Annotated in this window: 11 protein-coding genes; 9 read left to right on the top strand and 2 right to left on the bottom strand. The window is 55.6% G+C overall.

Going from position 1 to position 20,536, the window contains the following annotated elements; translation table 11 throughout:
* Positions 1-75: 75 nt before the first annotated feature.
* The 9 genes from VGU25_16485 to VGU25_16445 all read left to right on the top strand — a co-directional run bounded on the left by VGU25_16485 (position 76) and on the right by VGU25_16445 (position 18,480).
* Positions 76-426, top strand: coding sequence for a hypothetical protein (locus tag VGU25_16485; protein ID HEV2578803.1), 351 nt, complete (start codon positions 76-78; stop codon positions 424-426).
* Positions 427-560: 134 nt separating this feature from the next.
* Positions 561-3,755, top strand: a complete 3,195-nt coding sequence (drmD, locus tag VGU25_16480) for a DISARM system SNF2-like helicase DrmD (protein HEV2578802.1) — start codon at positions 561-563, stop codon at positions 3,753-3,755.
* A gap of 263 nt (positions 3,756-4,018) precedes the next feature.
* Complete coding sequence (locus tag VGU25_16475) at positions 4,019-7,780, top strand: DNA methyltransferase (protein ID HEV2578801.1); 3,762 nt, start codon at positions 4,019-4,021, stop codon at positions 7,778-7,780.
* A gap of 9 nt (positions 7,781-7,789) precedes the next feature.
* Positions 7,790-11,167, top strand: coding sequence for a DISARM system helicase DrmA (gene drmA, locus VGU25_16470; GenBank protein ID HEV2578800.1), 3,378 nt, complete (start codon positions 7,790-7,792; stop codon positions 11,165-11,167).
* The gene (locus VGU25_16465) at positions 11,167-13,002 is read left to right on the top strand and encodes a DUF1998 domain-containing protein (protein HEV2578799.1); all 1,836 of its coding nucleotides are present in this window, start codon (positions 11,167-11,169) and stop codon (positions 13,000-13,002) included. The genes drmA and VGU25_16465 overlap by 1 nt, the downstream gene beginning before the upstream one ends.
* Positions 12,999-13,799 carry a DISARM system phospholipase D-like protein DrmC gene (drmC, locus tag VGU25_16460; GenBank protein ID HEV2578798.1) on the top strand — a complete coding sequence of 267 codons (801 nt, stop codon included), beginning with the start codon at positions 12,999-13,001 and terminating at the stop codon, positions 13,797-13,799. The genes VGU25_16465 and drmC overlap by 4 nt, the downstream gene beginning before the upstream one ends.
* 544 nt (positions 13,800-14,343) lie before the next feature.
* Positions 14,344-15,588, top strand: a complete 1,245-nt coding sequence (locus VGU25_16455) for a hypothetical protein (protein ID HEV2578797.1) — start codon at positions 14,344-14,346, stop codon at positions 15,586-15,588.
* 52 nt (positions 15,589-15,640) lie between these two features.
* Positions 15,641-16,573, top strand: a complete 933-nt coding sequence (locus VGU25_16450; protein HEV2578796.1) for an HNH endonuclease — start codon at positions 15,641-15,643, stop codon at positions 16,571-16,573.
* 821 nt (positions 16,574-17,394) lie between these two features.
* Positions 17,395-18,480, top strand: a complete 1,086-nt coding sequence (locus VGU25_16445) for an ImmA/IrrE family metallo-endopeptidase (GenBank protein ID HEV2578795.1) — start codon at positions 17,395-17,397, stop codon at positions 18,478-18,480.
* On the opposite strand, the gene VGU25_16440 is transcribed toward VGU25_16445, so the two are convergent.
* Positions 18,470-19,414, bottom strand: a complete 945-nt coding sequence (locus VGU25_16440; GenBank protein HEV2578794.1) for a hypothetical protein — start codon at positions 19,412-19,414, stop codon at positions 18,470-18,472. The genes VGU25_16445 and VGU25_16440 overlap by 11 nt on opposite strands.
* The gene (locus VGU25_16435; protein ID HEV2578793.1) at positions 19,407-20,414 is read right to left on the bottom strand and encodes a thymidylate synthase; all 1,008 of its coding nucleotides are present in this window, start codon (positions 20,412-20,414) and stop codon (positions 19,407-19,409) included. The genes VGU25_16440 and VGU25_16435 overlap by 8 nt, the downstream gene beginning before the upstream one ends.
* Positions 20,415-20,536: the final 122 nt, after the last annotated feature.

Below are 20,536 nucleotides of genomic sequence, written 5' to 3'. Positions count from 1 at the left end.
CTAGAAGGAAGGAGAACCCTCTGGGATGCGGCTCGGTCCCTCTCGGGTCGGGCTGTCGTGGATATGCTGCCGAGAGTGTTTTTCCTGCTTTGGATCTATTTCGGCTCCGAGGCGGTCAGCGAGGCCGCGCAACTTGCGAGGAAGAAAATCGAACATCGAGCCGAGGGGCTGCGGCATAACGTTCACCAGCGATCGCTGGAAATAGATGAGCTCCTAGTCGATCTCTTTCGTTTCGAAGGTATCGCCGATAACCCGTCCGCAATCGGAAAATCCTACCTCCTGCTCAAGGAGAAAGCGGATTTGGTCTGGCTGGACCACCAATCGAGCGTAATCCCCGAAATCGTCTCTTCCCTGCCCGCTCAATTGGAGGGGATTGGGAGGAATTTTGTCACGAAGCGCACCGAGGATAGCTCGACCGAACGCTGAACTGGAAACCGCCACTCGCCTCTCGGTTATCCCACACTCTAGACCGCCCTATCTGAATTCAAAGCGAACCGTGCTCAAGTAGCTACCCCACCAGTACAAAACCTCGGACAGGCCAGTTGTATCCTTCTCCTATCGTGATACGTGCAGTTTCGATCCAGAATCCGGTCCTGCCGGCGGCGGGGGCGATCGTTCACGTTCGCCAGCGTCTCTACCTTGTTGAACAAGTGATCTCTGCGCCGCGAGCTGGAGAGGCGACACTTGTTCGACTTTCTTGTGTTGACGACGACGCCCAAGGTCAATCGCTGGATGTCCTTTGGGAAAATGAACTGGATGCCGAAATCCGTACAGGCGAAAACTGGGCACAGATCGCCGAGAGGGGCTTCGATCCAGCCCAGCGCTTCGCCGCGTATCTGAACACACTACGTTGGAATTGTGTCACTTCGACCGATCCGAAGCTGCTTCAGTCGCCCTTCCGCGCGGGCATCAAGCTTGACCCGTACCAACTGGAACCACTGAGGAAGGCACTTCTCCTGCCCAGAGTGAACCTTTTTATAGCCGACGACGTTGGGTTAGGAAAGACGATCGAGGCTGGCCTCATCACTCGCGAACTGCTACTGCGAAAGAAGATAAGGGAAATAGTAGTCAGTTGTCCGCCGTCCATGCTCTCGCAGTGGCAGGAGGAGCTATCCTCCCGCTTCGGATTGCAATTCGAGATTCTGGACAAGGACTATGTCCAACGGGTGCGACGAGAGCGGGGCTTCAGCGTTAACCCGTGGTCGACGCATTCTCGATTTCTAATTTCGCACCGACTGTTAATAGATGAGGCCTACACGGCAAGTCTCCGCGACTGGCTTGGGACTTTTCGGCCAGGAACATTACTGATTTTGGACGAGGCACACCACGCTGCTCCCGCTGGCGGCCAGAGATATGCCATCGACTCTCAAACAACGCATGCGGTACGTGCTCTTGCACCCTGCTTCGAACATCGGCTCTTCCTCTCTGCAACGCCTCACAATGGTCACTCGAACAGTTTTTCATCGCTTCTTGAGATCCTCGACCCCCAAAGATTCTGTCGTGGCGTGAAGGTCACGAAACGAAACCGTGAAGACGTGATGGTTCGCAGAATTAAAGAGGATCTGCGCCAGATACAGGGAGGATTCCCTAGAAGAGTCGTAGAGCAAATCACACTCGGCAGTCTGCCGCCGGACACACCGGAACTTCAATTAGCAACCTTGCTTGCCGAATATCAAGAAGCACGAGAAGCGCGTCTTGCGAGTGATACCAAGAGAGCCCAAGCTGCATCGGGGCTTCTTATCTGCGGATTGCAACAAAGACTCTTTTCGTCCGTTGAAGCCTTTGCGCGGACACTTAGAGTTCACCAGCGGACCGTACACAGACAACGTCGGAATCTGATCCCGCTCACGACACCGAAGGTGACAGACCTGGATCTCCTGAGGGGAAGCGTCAGCAGTGATGACGAACGAGCCCTCGTGACCGATGCTGAACTGGCAGCCGAGGAAGAACTCCAATTCGAGGCAGCAACAGCTGCGTCCTCTCCGGCTGGCGAAGATTCTCGGGAACAACATCTTCTGAGGGAGATGTCCGAACTGGCTGAATCGCACCGGTTCGCTCCCGACACGCGCGTCCGGAAAATATCAGAGTGGATTCACGCGAATATGTGTCCCGGAGGGAGCTGGAACCGGACCCGAATCATCATCTTCACCGAGTACGAAGACACGCTTCGCTATTTGGAACAGATGTTGCGAGTTTCGGTCGCGAACACCGACTCCCCCCTGCACCGAATCAGGGTTTTCCGAGGCTCCACCTCAGGCAAAGAGCGTGATCAGATCAAGGAAGCGTTCAACGCCGATCCGAACAAACATCCAGTCCGAATCCTCATCGCCACGGATGCGGCTCGTGAGGGCCTCAATCTGCAGGCACACTGCAATCATCTGTTTCACTTCGATGTCCCATGGAACCCGAGCCGCATGGAACAACGAAACGGGCGTATCGACAGGAAATTGCAGCCAGCATCCGAGGTGTATTGCTACTACTTTGTCTATGAGCAACGTCCCGAAGATCGCATTTTAGAAACCGTTGTTCGGAAGACAAAGACCATTCGTGAGGAGTTAGGAAGCCTTTCCCGAGTCATCGATGACGAGTTGGACGAACTGCTGAAGCATGGGATTCGCAGGCGAGAGGTCGATCGCCTACAGAAAGAAGTCGAGGCCGCACAGCTTGACGACGAGAAGTCCCAGGCACTTCAGGATGAGCTTGAATCTGTCAGGGAAAGGCAGAACGACCTTCGAGAATCCATCGATCAGCTCCGCTCAATGATGGAACGTTCGCAAAGGGAGGTTGGCCTCGACCAAGAGCACTTCCGTTCCGCTATCTCGTGTGCTCTTGAGTTATTGAACGCTCCGCCACTGAAAGCCTCTGCTGAAGGCCAGTTCATCTTGCCGAAATTGGATGATACTCAGTCTTCGTGGGCTGAAACGATGGATAGCCTTCGAACGCCCAGACTGCGTGATGAAAGGCTATTTGAGTGGCGTCGGACTTCTCCCATTCGCCCCGTCGTCTTTGAAGACCCAGGAATTGTGACCGACGAAGTTGTTCAACTGCACCTTGAGCAGAGGGTGGTGCAGCGCCTCCTCGGTCGCTTCCTATCGCAAGGATTTGTTCACCATGATCTGTCGCGAGCATGTTTGGCGCAGACACGCGATGCGATTCCGCGTGTCTTGCTGCTCGGTCGCTTAGCTCTCTATGGGCCCAGTGCCGCGCGACTCCATGAAGAGATCATCACAATTACTGCTCGGTGGATCGACCCAGCCATTCGGAAGTCTCCCTTGTTGCCGTATGCGCGAGAGGCCGAGTTGAAGACGCTGGAGCTGCTGGAGAAGGCTCTTCTCTCTGGCGGTCGCACCAACGAGACGATCGAGACGACGCTTCGGCATTCGGTCGGCAGAGACATTGAAGAGCTTCTTCCCCATCTCCAAGATCGTGGTTTGGAATATGCGAAGGAAGCTACGCAGAAGTTAGCCAAACGCGGAGAAGACGAGTCGCGGCAGATGCGCACCCTACTTGAGTCCCAGAGGAAGCACATCCTGGAGAAGCAGGTGGAAAGCAGCCAGCGGGTCTTCAAATTCAATGATGAAGAATTGCGCCAGCTCAACGCGGATCGTCGTCATTGGGAAAATCGACTCGTAAAGCTGGAGTCCGAGCTCGAAACGGAGCCGGCCAGAATAAAAGACATCTATACGATCCGAGCACAGCGCATCGAGCCCGTTGGAATCGTCTATCTTTGGCCAGCCTCAGAAGGGGGACGCTAAAGATGGCTTACGATCCAACAGCAGTCTCCCATCAAGAGTGGCTCGGATATGTGCAGCCTGTCGGTGTGGTCGTGTCCATTCCGGCGCTCCTTGAGGCAGGAGCCGCGATCAACCGACACTTTGTGCCGCTTCACAAGGAGTTCCTGTCAATCCTCCCCCAGGAATCGGACGGAAGCCCAATTCCCAAGCTCACGGATTTTCAACGATTCGCGACCGACGTTTTGGGGTGGCGTCCGCAAGACTTGGAGGGACCGGATGAGTCTTTGACGATTGCCGTACCCGGCTACGATGAGGTGCTGCACCCCGATTACGTGGTGAAGGATGCGGGCAGCCCGCTGTTGCTCGTCCGCAAGACGAGCGCGGATTTCGATGTCGTACCACCTCCGGAACCACGACACTGGCACGCCTCGCCGCAAGCACGCTTTGAAAGGCTATTGCGCGAGACGGGCGTTCCGTCCGGTCTTCTGGTGAGTCCCGACGCGATCCGTCTTGTCTACGCTCCGAAGGGCGAATCCAGCGGTCACATTACGTTCAAGATCTCGGAGATGGCTCAGGTTGCGGGCCGTCCGATTCTTGCCGCCCTGCACATGCTCTTGTCGGCCGAGCGGTTATTCGCCCTCGCTCAGGATCAGCGCCTGCCAGCATTGCTCGTCGCCAGTCGAAAGCACCAGAACGTCGTCTCCAACAAGCTCTCCGGGCAGGTCATGGAGGCACTCTTCGATCTGCTGCGCGGCTTCCAGTCTGCACACGATCAGACTGGCGTTCTCACCGAGGTCCTGCGTGACGATCCGAACCAGGTCTACGCCGGTTTGCTTACAGTCCTGCTTCGTCTCGTCTTCATCCTGTATGCCGAGGACCGAGACCTGCTCTCCTCTGACGAGACGTTTGTGAACAGCTACTCTGTTGGCGGACTGTTTGAGCGCCTTCGAGCAGACCAGGCGCACAATCCGGACACGATGGATCAGCGCTATGGAGCTTGGGCACAACTGGTCGTGCTATTCCGGCTCATCTATAAGGGCGCTCGGCATGGCAAACTTCGTATCCCCGGGCGCAAGGGTTATCTCTTCGATCCCGATCGCTATTCGTTTCTCGAAGGGCGTCCCAATGCACAGTCGCAAGAGATTGAGATTCCGCGCGTGCCGGATGGAGTGCTGTATCGCGTTTTGACACAACTCCTCATCCTGGATGGCGAACGCCTCAGCTACCGAAATCTCGACGTTGAACAGATTGGCAGCGTCTACGAAGCCATGATGGGCTTCGAATTGCATCTGGCGCAGGGGCCATCCATCGCTCTGAAGCCGAAGAAGCGCCACGGCGCACCGATCACCATAAACCTGACCGAGCTTCTGGCTGTTGCAAATGGGAAGCGGAACGAATGGCTCAACAAGGAAGCCGACCAGAAGGTCACGGGGCAAGCAGAACGAGCGATCAAAGAGGCTGGATCTGTCGACGACCTCATCGCAGCTCTGGATCGCCGGATAGCCAAGAACGTCACACCGACCATCGTTCCGGAAGGGGCGATGATCTTTCAGCCTTCCGCCGAGCGTCGGAGGAGCGGTTCCCACTACACTCCCCGGTCGCTTACCCAGCCGATCGTCGAGGGCGCACTCGTACCCGTGCTCAGGAACCTTGGGGAGAATCCAACGCCAGAGCAGATTCTAGCGCTCAAGGTTTGCGATCCTGCCATGGGATCGGGAGCTTTCCTTGTGGAGGCCTGTCGCCAGCTCGGGGATGTCCTGGTCCAAGCGTGGCATCGGCACAACGACATCCCGATTCTGCCGCCGGATGAAGATGAGCTGCTCCACGCACGCAGGCTGGTCGCGCAGCAATGCTTGTATGGAGTAGACAAGAATGAGATGGCCGTCGATCTCGCCAAGCTCTCCCTGTGGCTTGCGACTTTGGCCCGCGACCATGAGTTCACGTTCCTCGATCATAGCCTCCGCCACGGAGACTCATTGGTGGGTTACTCCGCGAAACAGGCCGCCGCGTTTCACTGGGATCCGCCAGCCAAAGAGACGTTCATCCTGGAGCGCGTACGACGGGACATCGCATCTGTCGCCGAAGGCCGCCGCAGGATTCTCGATGCGCAGGATGGTACTCCCTATGCCCAGCTCTCGCAGCAGCTTGGCAAAGTAGAAGAGAAATTGAAGATTGCACGTAACCTCGGCGATGTTCTTGTCTCAGCGTTCTTTGGGGGCAAGAACGCCCGTACACGAGAGAACGCTCGGCAAGTCCTGCTTCATGATGTCGATCTAGCTTTCGGCAATAAGCCAGCTGCGGAAGCGGGTGTGCGCCTCGACAAGATCGGAGCCGACTTGCGCATTTGCTCGAAACCGATTATTCCATTTCACTGGGAATTGGAGTTCCCGGAGGTCTTTGCGCTTGACCGGAACCTACGCCGGGAGCGTGGATTCGACACCATTGTGGGGAACCCGCCCTTCGCCGGCAAGAACACCCTCATCGAAGCCTCACCTGAAGACTACATCGACTGGCTCAAGCAGCTCCACCCCGAGTCCCACGGCAACGCTGATCTCGTCGCACATTTCTTCCGTCGGGCTTTCAATCTCCTCCGCGTCGGCGGCACCTTTGGACTCATCGCAACTAACACGATTGCTCAAGGCGACACCCGCTCAACCGGTTTGCGCTGGATCTGCATGAACGGAGGAACCATTTATAGGGCGCGGAAGCGCTACCCTTGGCCCGGAGAAGCCGCCGTAGTTGTCTCAGTAGTCCATGTAGCCCACCGTCCACTATCGGGACCGTATCACCTCAACGGTCGAAGTGTTGAGCGCATCACCGCATTTCTTTTCCACGCCGGGGGAAACGAGGACCCCCATAAGCTGGAAGAGAACGAAGACAAGAGCTTCCAAGGGGCTATCGTACTGGGCACGGGGTTCACGTTCGATGACACCGACACAAATGGCGTGGCGTCCACATTCTCCGAAATGCACCGGCTGTTCGAAAAGGAGCCTCGCAACAGAGAGCGCATTTTCCCGTATTTGGGAGGCGAGGATGTGAATACCAGCCCCACCCATGCTTACCACCGATACGTAATAAATTTTGAGGATTTTCCTTTGCGCCGCAACGAGTCCGGGCACTCTTGGTTCGATCTGACCGAAGAGACGCAGCGGAAGCAAATGCGGGATGGGGTTGTGGCTCGCGATTACCCGGGTCCTGTTGCAGCCGACTGGCCTGATTTGCTCGCGATTGTCGAGGAACGCGTTAAGCCGGAGCGGGATCTACAAAAGCGCGAGGCGCTCCGAATAAGGTGGTGGCACTACGCTGAAAAGCGTCCAGGGCTTAACCGCGCGAAAGTTGGTCTGGACCGAATTCTGGTCAGATCCCTAACGAGCACAAACTTCCCAACATTCACCTTTCTTCCCTCCGGTATGGTGTACGACCAGACGCTTATCGTGTTCATTTCTGATCGGAGTGCTCTACTAGCTTCCTTAGCATCTCGAATTCACGAGGTCTGGGCATTATTTTTCGGTGCGTCAATGAAGGACGATCCCAGATACAACGTTGCAGACTGCTTCGAAACTTTCCCCTTCCCACGCAACTATGAGGTCAACCAGGTTCTAGAGGAAGCTGGTCGGTCCTATTACGAGTTCCGGGCCAACCTAATGGCGCATCGTAATGAAGGCCTGACAAAGATCTACAATCGCTTCCACCGCCCAGACGAGAACTCCCCCGACATCGCCGAGTTGCGCCGTCTGCACGACCAGTTGGACCGCGCAGTGCTATCTGCCTACGGATGGCACGATCTCCAACCCGTTCCCGCCTTCTTCCTCGAGTTCAACGAAGAGGACGAAGAAGATGAGGGTCGTTTCGGACGCGTCGTTCAGAAGAAGTACCGTTATCGTTGGGCCGAAGAGATTCACGACGAAGTGTTAGCCCGGCTACTGGCACTCAACCTCGAACGAGCCAGCCAGCAGGCCAGACCGCGCGACACTATTCAGGCTTCGCCGCCGAAAGCTAAAGTAAGCAGGAAGCCGAAAGAGTCAACTGAGTCGCTTCTGTTCTAAGGACGAGATATGCCCGCAGAAACAACATCCGCGCACGTGCGTGGCAAGCTGATCGATGCGCTGAAGCTCGATCTGGTCGGCCCGCAACAGGGCCTCGGCGACGCAGCAGAGGTCTTGCCGCAGTCACCGTCCCGCTGGTATCTGACCGGCTTTCTTGCACCACTCGACGGACCCGCCGAACAGCGCAGCGATGCCGACGCGGACGACGACCTGGATTCCGGCGGCGAACCAGGCCTCGACGACGACGTGACTCCCGATCCAAGCGCGGCTGCCAAACAGAAGTACCTGCCCGGTTCCATCGGCGTCAGCGTACTGCTCCCAAAAGAAGCAAAGACCCTTACCGTCCGCGTCAGTTGGGGAGACTACCGCCGCAAGAGCGACGGTGCCGGCTCGGAGCAATGGACAAGAGAGCCACGAGAGGAGACGGTGCCGTTAGACCTCGTGGACAAACTCGATAGTCCGACAGAAAAGAAGGTTCCAAAAAGCAGCGGCCTCACCGTCGCTCTCACCATCCTGCCGGTAGGCAAGTTCGGTCCGGAGGCCGGTTTGAAGGATGGAGCCCGAACCATCTCAGTCTTCATCGTCAACCGCAGAACTCCCAAAGGCGATGAGATCCGCGATGAGGCCTTCGCATTCCAGACCGAGTTACGCCTGACCGCGGACCAGCCGTTCCTCGAACGACCCAATACGCGCGGCCTACTATCAGACGATTGGGATGAGAACGTCGCTGACCTGCAGTATCGGGATGTTGGCGAATATGCCGTAGGCCACAATGTCGCGGCGTCGGGCAATCCCCGCGAAGTCCGCACTTGTTGGATTCCCGAAGCCCAGGTGGAGCGCGTCGCCCCCGCGTCGATCGAAGGCGTCTCCCTCGGCATGGATGAACTTGCAACGTTGGTAGACGGTGCGGAAGCCAGAGCCAAACTAATGCCTCTGGTCGCACATTATCGCGAGTGGATCGAGTCGCAGCGTGCTAAGGCTCCAGCGTCGCCCCGAAAGCGGGCAGCAACCGCGAAGAGCTTGCTCGATAACGGGAGTGTTGCCGCAGACCGCATCGAACGCGGAATCTCGCTGCTGGCTGATCCCGAATGCCTGAAGGCATTTCGCTTGGCAAACCAGTCGATGGGGACAGCGGCCCGCCGTCGATTTGGCCCGATGCAGAACAAGCCCATCGAATCGGTGAAGGCTCCCTCGTGGCGGCCCTTTCAACTCGCCTTCCTGCTGATGAACCTGCCCGGAATCGCCGAGCCGGAAGGCAACGATCGCGAGATTGTCGATCTACTGTTCTTCCCGACGGGCGGCGGCAAGACCGAGGCCTATCTGGGACTCGCCGCATTCAGCTTGCTGCTAAGACGCTTGCGGAACCCTGGAATCACGGGCGCGGGGCTTTGTGTTCTGATGCGGTATACGTTGCGTCTGCTGACGCTTGACCAGCTTAGCCGCGCAGCGACCCTGATGTGTGCGTTGGAACTGTTGAGAGAGGCCGACCCGAGCCTCGGAGACTGGCCGTTCGAAATTGGCTTATGGGTAGGGCGGGCAGCGACACCGAACGAGATGGGCAGCAAGGATCGGGACCACCCTGAGACCGCACGCCGTCGCACTATTGCTTTTTGGAACGACAGCAGCAAGCCGTCCCCAGTGCCACTGGAGGAATGCCCTTGGTGTGGCACCAAGTTCCAGAGAGAATCTTTCCGGCTGACAGCGAATGGCCGGATCAATCGTGACTATCCGGACGAATTGCAGATCGCCTGCATCAACCGCGATTGCGACTTCAACAGGGACCGCACGCTGCCCATTGTCGCTGTTGATGAACCGATGTATCGTCGGCTTCCTTGCTTCATGATTGCCACTGTCGATAAGTTTGCGGGGATGCCGTGGACCGGAAAAATTGCCGGCTTCTTCGGCAGGGTTCAGCGATACGACAAAGCAGGCTTTTACGGCCCGATGGAGCCGGGCAGAGGCTCTTTGTTGCCCAATGGCCAGCTGCTCCCGCCGGATCTGATCATTCAAGATGAACTCCATCTGATCTCTGGTCCCCTTGGCACGATGGTCGGTCTCTACGAGACCGCACTTGAAGAACTGGCAGTGCGCGGCAAAGTGAGGCCAAAGATCGTTGCGTCTACAGCCACGGTCAGAAGAGCCGACAGTCAAATCCAAGCCCTGTTCAACAGAGATCAGGTGGACATCTTTCCGCCGCCCGGACCCGACCGGCGCGATTCCTTCTTTGCTTGCACCTTGAAGCCAGAAGAAGGTAACGGGCAGACGAATCCACGACTTTATGTTGGAATCGCCGCGCAGGGGCGGAGCCCGAAAGTTGCCATGCTTCGGGTATACCTGGCACTCCTCGGTGCGGGAGAGTTGTCGTACCAAGAACTCAAGAAATCGTCCCCGAATCCAGCCGACCCCTACATGACACTGGTCGGGTACTTCAATGCCCTTCGGGAGTTGGGGGGCGCTCGAAGGTTAATTGAGGACGAAGTGCGGAATCGACTTGAGAGATACGGCACCAGGAAACGGGTCGGCGAAGAATTCGGCCTATTTGCTGATAGAGAGATCGCTTACGAGCCAGTCGAACTGACGAGCCGCGTCGATACGTCGAAGGTCTCGGAGGCAAAAGCGAAGCTGGCTCGTCCTTTTACAGAAAAGAACCATGCGGACGTTGCGATTGCCACCAATATGATTTCGGTCGGGCTTGACATTACGCGACTGGGCTTGATGGTCGTTTTTGGTCAGCCAAAGACTTCGGCCGAGTACATACAAGCAAGCAGCCGCGTTGGGCGCGATCCCGAGCGACCGGGGCTGGTTGTCACGCTTCTCAACGTTCACAAGCCACGAGACCGCTCTCATTACGAACGATTTTGTGCTTATCACGAGACTTTCTATCGAAGCGTTGAGGCAACGAGTGTCACGCCTTTCTCCCCGCGAGCGCTCGATCGCGGTTTAGCCGCTTCTCTTGTTGCTCTTTCGCGCCTTGGCCTTGAGGTGATGACGCCTCCTCTTGGGGCCATGGAGATTTTGAATCAGCGGAACTCACTAGAATCGGTTGTAGAAAGGTTCGGAGGACGCGCGTTCAACCACAACAAGCTCGGCACTGAAGAGCGCAATCGCCTCCGGCAGGCCGTTAGGCAACGCTGCGGTGATCTGCTGGATGAGTGGGCGAGAGTCGTACAAGACCAGAAGCAAGTTGGCGCGGGCCTCCAGTACAACCCTCACGAGCATGGCACCGGTGTGCCGCTCCTGCAGGACTTCCTGGACCCGTCACTCAAGAATCTGCCTAGTGGAAATTGGAAAATGAAGTTTCGGGCAAACCGTTCACTGCGGAATGTTGAGCCAAACGTGAATATGTGGGTTCGGAGCCTTGAAGGTTTCGACCTTGACGAGGATTAATGAGAACCACGCAGAGGAAGAGACCACAAGGGCAGCTTCGTCAGGGACAACTCATCACGACATTCGGCCCAGGCGCTATGACCGACCTACCGGAACGTTCGGTACTCATTGCCGGGCTTGACGACTGGGTCGGCGATCGTGAGCTGATCATCGAGCCCCGTTTAAGTGCAAAGATCGCCAACCTACTTCAGATTCCAACTGTGAGACTTGAAACTCCGCCATCCGCAGGCGACATCGACGACCAGAGGATCACAGGGGTGCGTGCTTATCGTTTTCCTGAGTGGTTTGTCACCCAAGATCCGCCCGGTAAGGCCCAAGACCAGTCGAGGCGAAGCCGCTTCCTTGTTCACGCTCGTGCCCTTGCGAGAGGAAACGTCTTCATTCATCCGGAGACCAGGAAAAAGCTTAGTGTAGTGCCAGTTCGATTTGTTCGTGCTTGCAGGCTCGGGCACATTGGCGACATCGATTGGTACTTCTTCCTGCATGGAAACGAAAATACCTGCCGCAACCAAGGTCGGCTGCTGTACTTGGACGAACGCGGAACAAGTGGCGATCTTTCCGAGATATGGATTCGCTGTTCGTGCGGAAAAGCTGAACGAAGCATGGCGCAGATTGCGATCCAGAAGGCTGAGGTATTTGGACGTTGCGACGGCGCCCGCCCCTGGCTGGGCCCTGCGATGAAGGAACCGTGCGATGAAATGAACCGTCTGTTGGTTCGGACGGCGTCCAACGCCTACTTCCCTCAACGAATGAGTGTTATTTCGTTGCCAGAGAGAATGGAGACGGTACGAGAGGCAGTCGCGGCTGTGTGGGATTTTCTTGAGACTGCCGAAGAGGAGGCCGATATAGCGAGGGAACGCAGAAAGGCGAAGGTCCGTGACGCCTTGCAGGGTGTATCCGATGCTGAAGTTTGGGCCGAGGTCCAGGCCCGCCGGAGTCCCGCATCTGTGCAGGAGAAGTCAGTCAAGTCGGCAGAATTGGAAACGTTGATTGCCGCAACCGAGGAGATTGGTGAAGATCGACCTGAAGGGGTCTTTTACGCTCGAAACCTCCCGAAGAACAGCTGGGACACGCCTTGGATGCATGCAATCGAGAAGGTCGTTTTGGTTCAGAGACTTCGAGAAGTGATGGCATTAGTCGGTTTTACGCGGTTTGAAGCCGCAGCACCCGATACCGAAGGTGAGCTGGACATGGGTGTGCGGCGTGCAGACCTAGGCCGAAACGTGACTTGGGTGCCAGCCGTTGAGAATCGTGGTGAAGGGATCTTCCTTCAGTTCCATCGTAAGGCTATTGAAAACTGGCTTAGCGAGCCAGCCCTTATAGAGCGGGCCGTCCAACTCCGCCGGGGATTCGATGCATGGAAGGCCGAGCATGGATCCTCAAGCCGCAAGTTTGCGGGTCCAGCCTACATCATGCTTCATTCCTTTGCCCATCTGCTAATCACTACGATTGCTCTAGAGTGCGGGTATCCCGCCAGCTCGATCCGCGAGAGGATTTACTCATTCCCCGACATCGGTTACGGCGTATTGCTTTATACGGGTAGCTCGGACGCCGAGGGAACTCTTGGTGGACTGATTGAAGTCGGGCGTCGAATATCAGACACAATTCGGAACGCTCTTGATCTCGGAGCTCTCTGCTCAAACGACCCTGTATGTTCTCAACACCTTCCTGAAAGTCCCCACGAACGAAGCTTTCTCTTAGGCGCAGCCTGTCATGGGTGCCTTTTGGTCGCTGAGACAAGTTGCGAACAACAGAACGATCTTCTTGATCGTGCATTAGTAGTTCGAACTGTGCAACGTAGGCGGGCAGAGTTCTTCAAGGAGCCGAATCCTTGAATCCCGGCAAGACGCTCACACAGCTCCGGCAGGGCGACCTGACAAGCATCGCTAATGCGCTGCGCTCTAAACGTTTGTCTCCGCCTTTTGCGCTCTCCTCCGTCGCACGAATCGTCGGTGCATCCACGGCTCAGTATGTGACCACTGCACTTCAAACAATCTCTGATCGAGGCTGTAACGCGGAGGCTCTTGCAAGCTGCATTGATGTTCTCCTTGAGTCATTGGCAACGAGGCCTCCGCTAGAAGATTTAGTGCAGTTGGTCATGACTGGACCGGTCGAGTCTGGAGCCTACCACCGCGATACAAGAGTCGTTGTGACCGATCTCTTTAGGCGTGCGGGAAGCAGCGTCACCATAGCTGGCTATGCTGTTCATCAGGGCAAGAAAATTTTTGAAGAGCTCGCATTGCGCATGGAAGCTATCCCTAGCCTGCGAGTTCGACTCTTTCTGAATTTGGCTATTCGCCCCGCAGATATCCCCTTTACCTCTTCAGCCGTCACGAACTTTGTACAGGATTTTAGAATCCGCCATTGGCCTGCTAATCATCGACTTCCTGAAATCTACTATGATCGACGGGTTCTAGAAGCAGTTGCTGGTTCGTCGATAGCCTTCCATGCTAAATGTGTAGTGCTCGATGAACGGGAACTGTTCGTATCGTCGGCAAACTTTACTGAAGCGGCGCAAAACCGGAACATTGAGTTGGGCGTTCTTTTGACCTCAGAGACCCTCGCCCGTCAAGCTGAGATATTCCTGTCGGAGCTAGTTCGCGAAGGTGTATGTGTACGTGCGACGATGTAGAAACCCGCGCATAAGGTACAGCGAAGTCTTAGAACTCATTCAACAGAGGTCTGTATTTAACTCTCTGGAGCGCATCATGCTCCCCACGAGGCTGACCCGCGCTGCTGCAGCCACACTTCCTTCCACTCTTGCGCACGTGCAAACCTCCTGCAGGCTCTCACCCCGACCAGATCAAAGCAGTCCTCAGCGTACCCGTGAACCGCGGCGGCCCCGCGCAGCTCCAACGAATCACCCGACTGCACGTGGCGCCACGTCGAAGGCAGAGCCGCGTCGAGCAATGCGAAAAATGCGGCAAACAGCCATAATAGGTTTCTGATTTCTTAGTCGTTGACTTCTGAGTGAAAGGTCATTCTGCCCTATGGCACGTTACAACTGTGAGAGAGACACGTCACCTATTCTATCGGCCGCAGAAATATGGATCAAAGATTGTCTGATCAACGACAGATCGGTCTTTATACATGGGCGTGCCCTATGGACCAAAGAGAATATAGATGAGGTTTATCATGCCTTCGTAGATCACCCGGACCTTAGTGGTGATGATTTCATGACCAAGCTGAAGCGTCAGATGGCGCAAGCATCGCCGTCTGCGAAGCAGCTAAGCGCCGAGATGCTCTGGGCGCTGCTTCTGTTCCCTTCCAATATGAAGGCACGAACAAAGCACAAGCAGATTACAGATCTATGGAACCTATCTGGAGAGCCAATTCCGGCAGCTCACCCGCTACTTAAGGACGATGTTCTCGTTGGGATCGGTTCTGGTGGGCCCGGGTTCAACAATTACCGGCCCTCCGAACTAGAATTCTTACTCGAGTTGGCGCGTGACCTAAAGAGGAGATCGTCTGCAGAACGAGCCCTGCTAAATGATTACGACTCCTTCTTCGCGTGGATCAACGGTGTTCCCCGAGAAGGAAGCCGCCAGTTTCGGCACATGTTGAGGTACTTCGCCTTTCCGGAGAAGGTTGAACGAATCTCGTCGAACAACGACCGCGTCAGCATCCTTGCTGCTTTCGGTGTTGCCCAACCGAGAGAGATGTCGGGTTGGTCCGACCGGCAATTGGATGACGCGCTACTCAATCTTCGTAACAATTTGGCGACGGAACACCCAGGCAAGATTCTCGATTTTTACGAGGCTCCCTTGCGTGACCGGTGGGCAAGCGAACGAAAGCTAAAGACAAGCGAGGGAGAAGTCACCGTAACAGTTCCCACAGACGAAGACGAAATTGAACACTTTGTGGCCACTCCGGTGCAGGCTCAGCCCCAGGCACCCGAGGTACGCCAATCATTCCAGATCCAATCGAGCCTCTCGAAGATTGGAATCAAGCTGGGCTTCAAGATATGGATTCCAAGAAGCGATAGGGGACGCGTCGCCGAGTTGCTCGACGAACGTGATCGTGGAGCCCTGATAGAGAGTTTGCCACTGAATAACGATACAGTGACTCTAAACACGATCGAGCAAATCGACGTGCTTTGGTTACGGGGTCGTTGGATCGCCAGAGCGTTTGAGGTAGAGCACACGACCGCCGTCTACTCCGGGCTGCTACGTATGGCGGATCTGCTCGCTCTTCAGCCCAACATGGACATCCGTCTTCACATCGTTGCACCGGATGAGCGGAGAGAGAAAGTCTTTCGCGAGATGCAGAGGCCGGTCTTCTCGCTCCTGGAACGCGGACCACTTTCAAAGAGTTGCACCTTTATCTCCTACGAAAGTGTAGGACTGATCGCCAGTATGGAACATCTTGCTCACATGAACGACAGCATCGTCGAGGAGTATCAAGAAGTGGCCGGGAGCTGACCGCGGAGCCGGTTCAGCTTCCCGAGGTTGCTATGATCTTCCGCAAAGGCTCATGCGTATCTTCGTCGGCATCACCGACCCGGATTGGTTCGATCTCCTCTCGTCCCAATCGGGCATCGAAGAGGTCAATTTCTGGCGGCCGTCTCCGACGGCATCCTTCAAAGCCCTGAACCCGGGCGAGCTGTTTCTCTTCAAGCTCCACTCACCTGAGAACTACATCGTCGGGGGAGGATTCTTTGCACGGTTCCAGCAGATGCCGGTCAATCTCGCGTGGGAGGTGTTCGGACTATCCAACGGTGTGACGACGCTGACTGAAATGCGCAGCCGGATCGCTTATTATCGACGCGAGCCGATAGCGCAACACGACAACCCTCAGATTGGATGCATCCTCCTGGCCGAGCCGTTCTTCTGGCCGCGAGAGCTTTGGATCGCATCCCCGCCAGACTTCGCGTCACAGATCGTCAGCGGCAAGGGCTACGATGCGGAAGCGGGGAACGGGCAAGGGCTGTGGAACGAGGTTGAGCAGCGATTAAGGGCGCGAGCTATGCCCGAGGCACTGGCTACGGAAGCAGCGATCGCGTCACACGGGCATGGCACGCCACAAATCGTCCTCCCGCGACTCGGTCAGGGGTTATTCCGAGTGGTGCTGACGGACGCCTACGACCGCAGATGTGCGCTAACCGGGGAGCGGACACTGCCGGTGCTCGACGCCGCTCATATCCGACCATTCAAACTGCACCAGCGCCACGAAGTGTCCAATGGACTCCTGATGCGAAGCGATCTGCACCGCCTCTTCGACGGAGGGTACCTTACCGTGGATCCCACGGACCGTCGTGTTGTCGTGAGCCCAAGGATCAAGGAAGAGTTTTTCAACGGCAAGGAATACTATCGGCTTCACGGCCAGCCGATTCGGGAGCCTGAGGTAGCGTCGTATAGGCCAACCGACGAGAACCTCGAGTATCACGCAAACGAAATCTTCAGGTGAATGATCGATCCAGATTCGCGGGAGTCTCGGGTTCTGGCCGTGCGAAGCTACCGGCGTTACGGCCATTGCCGACGCCGGTGACGGAGGCGAGGAGGCGAGGGGGCAAGTTGTCGTGGGTCTTCGGGCCGACATGGACGCGGTCCTCACCCTTGGCGTCACTTCCAGGTGCAGTCGGGGGAGTCTTTGGTGCGGCCAGGCTGGTTGGGGTTCACGGGTACGCTGACGAGGGCCTTGATCTGGTCGGGAGGTGAGGAGGCTGCAGGGGGCATGCGCGTGTGCGGCCGCAGGGATGAGGCTGGCTACAGCGGCAGAAGGAGAGTCGTGCACCGGGAGGGAGGTTAGATCCTACGTCTTATCGCGCTCCCGACGCAAAGATTGACATACCACATATCTTCGCTATATATTCGCCTACGGTAGAGATACTGACATGATTCCCACAGCTCAAAAGCATTGATATTGAGCGGCTTGACTGGTAGAACCCATGTAGCTCATTGCATGATTTCTTCCCTTGGAAATTGCCTTCGCCACACGATCGCTGAGAACTATGGCACTTAGCAAGACTCGTCCGGTACACCTCTACGGCAAGGCGATCGGTGACGCTATACGCGCTCGTATCGCGGATGTTTTGGCCGCCCGAAACGTAGCTGAGCTTCCCCTCTGGTCAGCCATATCAGGGCAGCCGACGCGTTTCGCCCTTCCGGCAGGTGATGGGTGCTCCTTGATCTTCGAATCAAATCACACGTCCGACCGAGAGGCTCTTCTTGGGACTACGATCAACTGGCGTCGTGTGACGGGAGTCCAACTCCTTGAGGTGAGGTGCAATGGCTAATGCTGCGTTTCGTCCGAATTGGGTATCTCCTCCGGGTGAAACCATACGCGCCGTGCTACATGCGAAAGGCACGAGTCTCGCCGCGTTTCGCGAGCAAATCGGATTGGCTGACGACGATGCCGGGAAACTTCTGGCGGGTGTTTTGCCTGTCACGCCCAAACTTGCGAAGGGTCTCGCCACATTCGTTGGCTCAACAGCGTCTTTCTGGTTGGAGCGGCAGAAGCAATATCAGGATGGTCTCAAGGAGCTAGCTGCAGCCGAGCCCGATTTGAGGAACTGGGTTGCGACGTTCCCGGTTAAAAAAATGATCGAGTCTGGGTGGTTACCTAAGCCCTGTTCGAAGGATGACGTTCCTTCCGAGCTGCTCGATTATTTTGATATCGCGACAGTTCAAGAGTGGCGCGAGAATTACCTTGCTCGACTGGGTGTGACAAAGTTCAGAACCTCGGCAGCTTTTGAGAATGACGTTTCCACGACGGTGGCGTGGATCCGACATGGAGAATTGCTCGCTGAAAAGATCGCTTGCGAGCCCTGGGATAGGGAGAAATTCCTTACCAATCTGGCCGGGCTGAAAGCACTTAGTAAGATCGGCGATCCGAAAAGGTTCATTGCTGCTCTTCAGCAGGAATGCGCAAAGCACGGTGTGGCGGTGGTTGTTACGCGATCAATAACCGGGTGCGCAGCGAGCGGTGCGACGTTCATGCTTGAGAGGGATAAGGCGCTTCTCTTGCTTAGTGGCCGGTTTTTATCGGACGATCAATTTTGGTTTTCATTTTTTCACGAGGCGGCCCACCTCATCCTACACAGCCAAGAACCGCACATCGATCATGAATCAACTTCTACTCCGCAACAGGAGACTGAAGCGAATCAATTTGCACAACGCGTGATCCTAGAACCTCAGGGAGAGACTGCTTTGTTAACTCTTCCGATCAACCAATTCTCGATCGCGCGATTTGCGCGGCGCTGTGGGGTTTCGCCAGGCGTCATAGTGGGACAGCTTCAGCATCGAGGCCGGATTTCGCCAAAACTGTTCAACAAATTGAAGATTCATTATTCTGCGGCGAGTTTTAGCCTCTGAATGATACGGGCTCGGTTGGGCTTTTTTGCCAATTGCACAGGCTATCTTCGATCACTTGTTTGTCGACCTTCAAGTGATTGGATAGCAAGTCGGAGAGTTCTTGCAGTCTTTTATTCGACATTTTGGTGTCGGTATTTCCAGTGAACAGCAATTTCGCTCCAGACACGGGCCCGGTTGCTCCAACGAAGTGGACTGAATCAGGGAGTATAGCTGCCAACCCGATTTTCCCGATCATCGCGAGGTAATCGAATTTGGCGGTCCTGCCGAATGAACGAACTGCGTTCATCGCGCGATAAAGTTCGGCAAATGCCAGTTCGGCATTGCCACCGGCCTTCTTTACTGCTGACGCAAATAAGCTTTTGTGACCACCCGCGCTCTTGACCCAAGTGACATAGCTTTGAACAGCTTCACCGGTCCCCGTCTGTTTCCATGCATGGAGGCTTTGGTACTTGCGGTGATTTCCGAATCCGCGATGCTTATTTCCTTGGCTTTTAAGGTCACTTTGGTGTTTGTCGAGCCAATGCCTGAATTCGAGTGGATCATCCGAGACGCGCTTCCATGTCCACGTTTTACCTTGCCCGAGACTTCCGTAGACGTCCGCAATTAGTTGGTAGCCACTTTTTAGGTTTTTCCCGAAGTGGACAAACAGGAAAACTAGCCAGCATGCTTCCTCTAAATCTCCGGTTGCGTGATAGAGAATCGCTGCACGTACTGGATCAAAATACGCGCTCGATGGATCCTTTCGTGAGGCAGCAATTGGCCGCTGCGATACCTGTTGCACGAAGCGAATGCGCCGAACGCTTTCAACTATCTGAAAAACTAAAGTGCGTCTCGTGTCTTTAGTCGAGATACCCGGAAGCGCATGGATGCCTTGATCAAAGGTGCCCAGGCGACTATATGTTGCGCTCGCAAATGCTAAGTCCTCTTTACGCATGCGCCTCCTCGTCAAAAGGGAGCTCGTCTGACTGCGTCGCGACGGGCTCAAACTTTTCGGCTTTTCGCCTCCTCATTTCAATGTATGGAGCATATGCGTCTGAGTGTATTCGTTCACGCATCTTGCGGATTTCCGCAGCGGGTTTTTGCTCCTTTTCAGCGCGAAATATCGCTAATAATCTAGCGAGGTCTTGCCAATACTCCGGAAGGTCGGAAGGAATCTTCGCGTGAGTGCCCAGTCTTGTGGCACGTTCGAATCGTACAAGCCTTTCAATTTGTGGAAAGGGATCGCCCAGCGGCATTATTGGCATAGTTATCTTTCGCTGCCAACCTTCAGCCAAATAGCGTTCCGCATTGCGTCTGTCTTCAACATAGAGGTGCAGGCTTCCAACCAGATGTTTGTATCGACCAAGTTCCACTCCTAGGGCTCGAGCAACAATTTCCTGAATCATTGTGAATGCGAAGATATCGCCGGGCAGCCCTTTGTAAGCGTCGTTAGAACGCATGTGGGTGACCAATTCTAGCCGAGAACCCCGTAACAAGAACTGCAGTGTACAAGTACAGGGAACCTCTGGAAGATTGGTGTAAGTGTCCTTCGGGTGGTAGATCGGAATAACCGCACGACGTGTGTCTGAGTTTTCCCGTATGAGTTGAACGATCCAACGCAGTTGATGTTTTTTCTCGCTGCGGATACGCGGACCGTAAGCGGCCCTCACACGCTTGGCTCCTGGGTAGTCCGGCTTGTAGTTTTCGATGTAGTACCTTACGAAGGAAAGCTCGTCGCTGCCAGCGAGATACCACAGTAGTTCGCCGAGCCAACTGAACAGTCGGGCACGCGTTTCCGTTCGGCTCATCCTTGCCCTCGGGTTGGTCAGCTCGAAGACAGCACCCGTAAATTCGAGCGCCTTCCCCTTGCGCGGAGAAGTCTCTCGCCCGGACGAAATAAGTCGTCGGAAGACCTCGTTTAATAAGTCATCTAGTGTTGACGCACGAACCTTCAAACGCGCCCCTGTGATTCAAAGTGGATGGCGTACCCAATTCTAACTAAAGAGTCAATTTCCCTCTTTCAAAAAAAAAGAGGCTCAGACTAAAGTCCGAGCCTCTGGTATTTATTGAGGTTCTT

Source organism: Acidobacteriaceae bacterium (genome assembly GCA_035944135.1).
Classification (GTDB): Bacteria; Acidobacteriota; Terriglobia; order Terriglobales; family Acidobacteriaceae; genus Granulicella.
The sequence above is the reverse complement of the archived record's forward strand: the minus strand, read 5'-3'. Positions and strand labels throughout refer to the sequence as shown.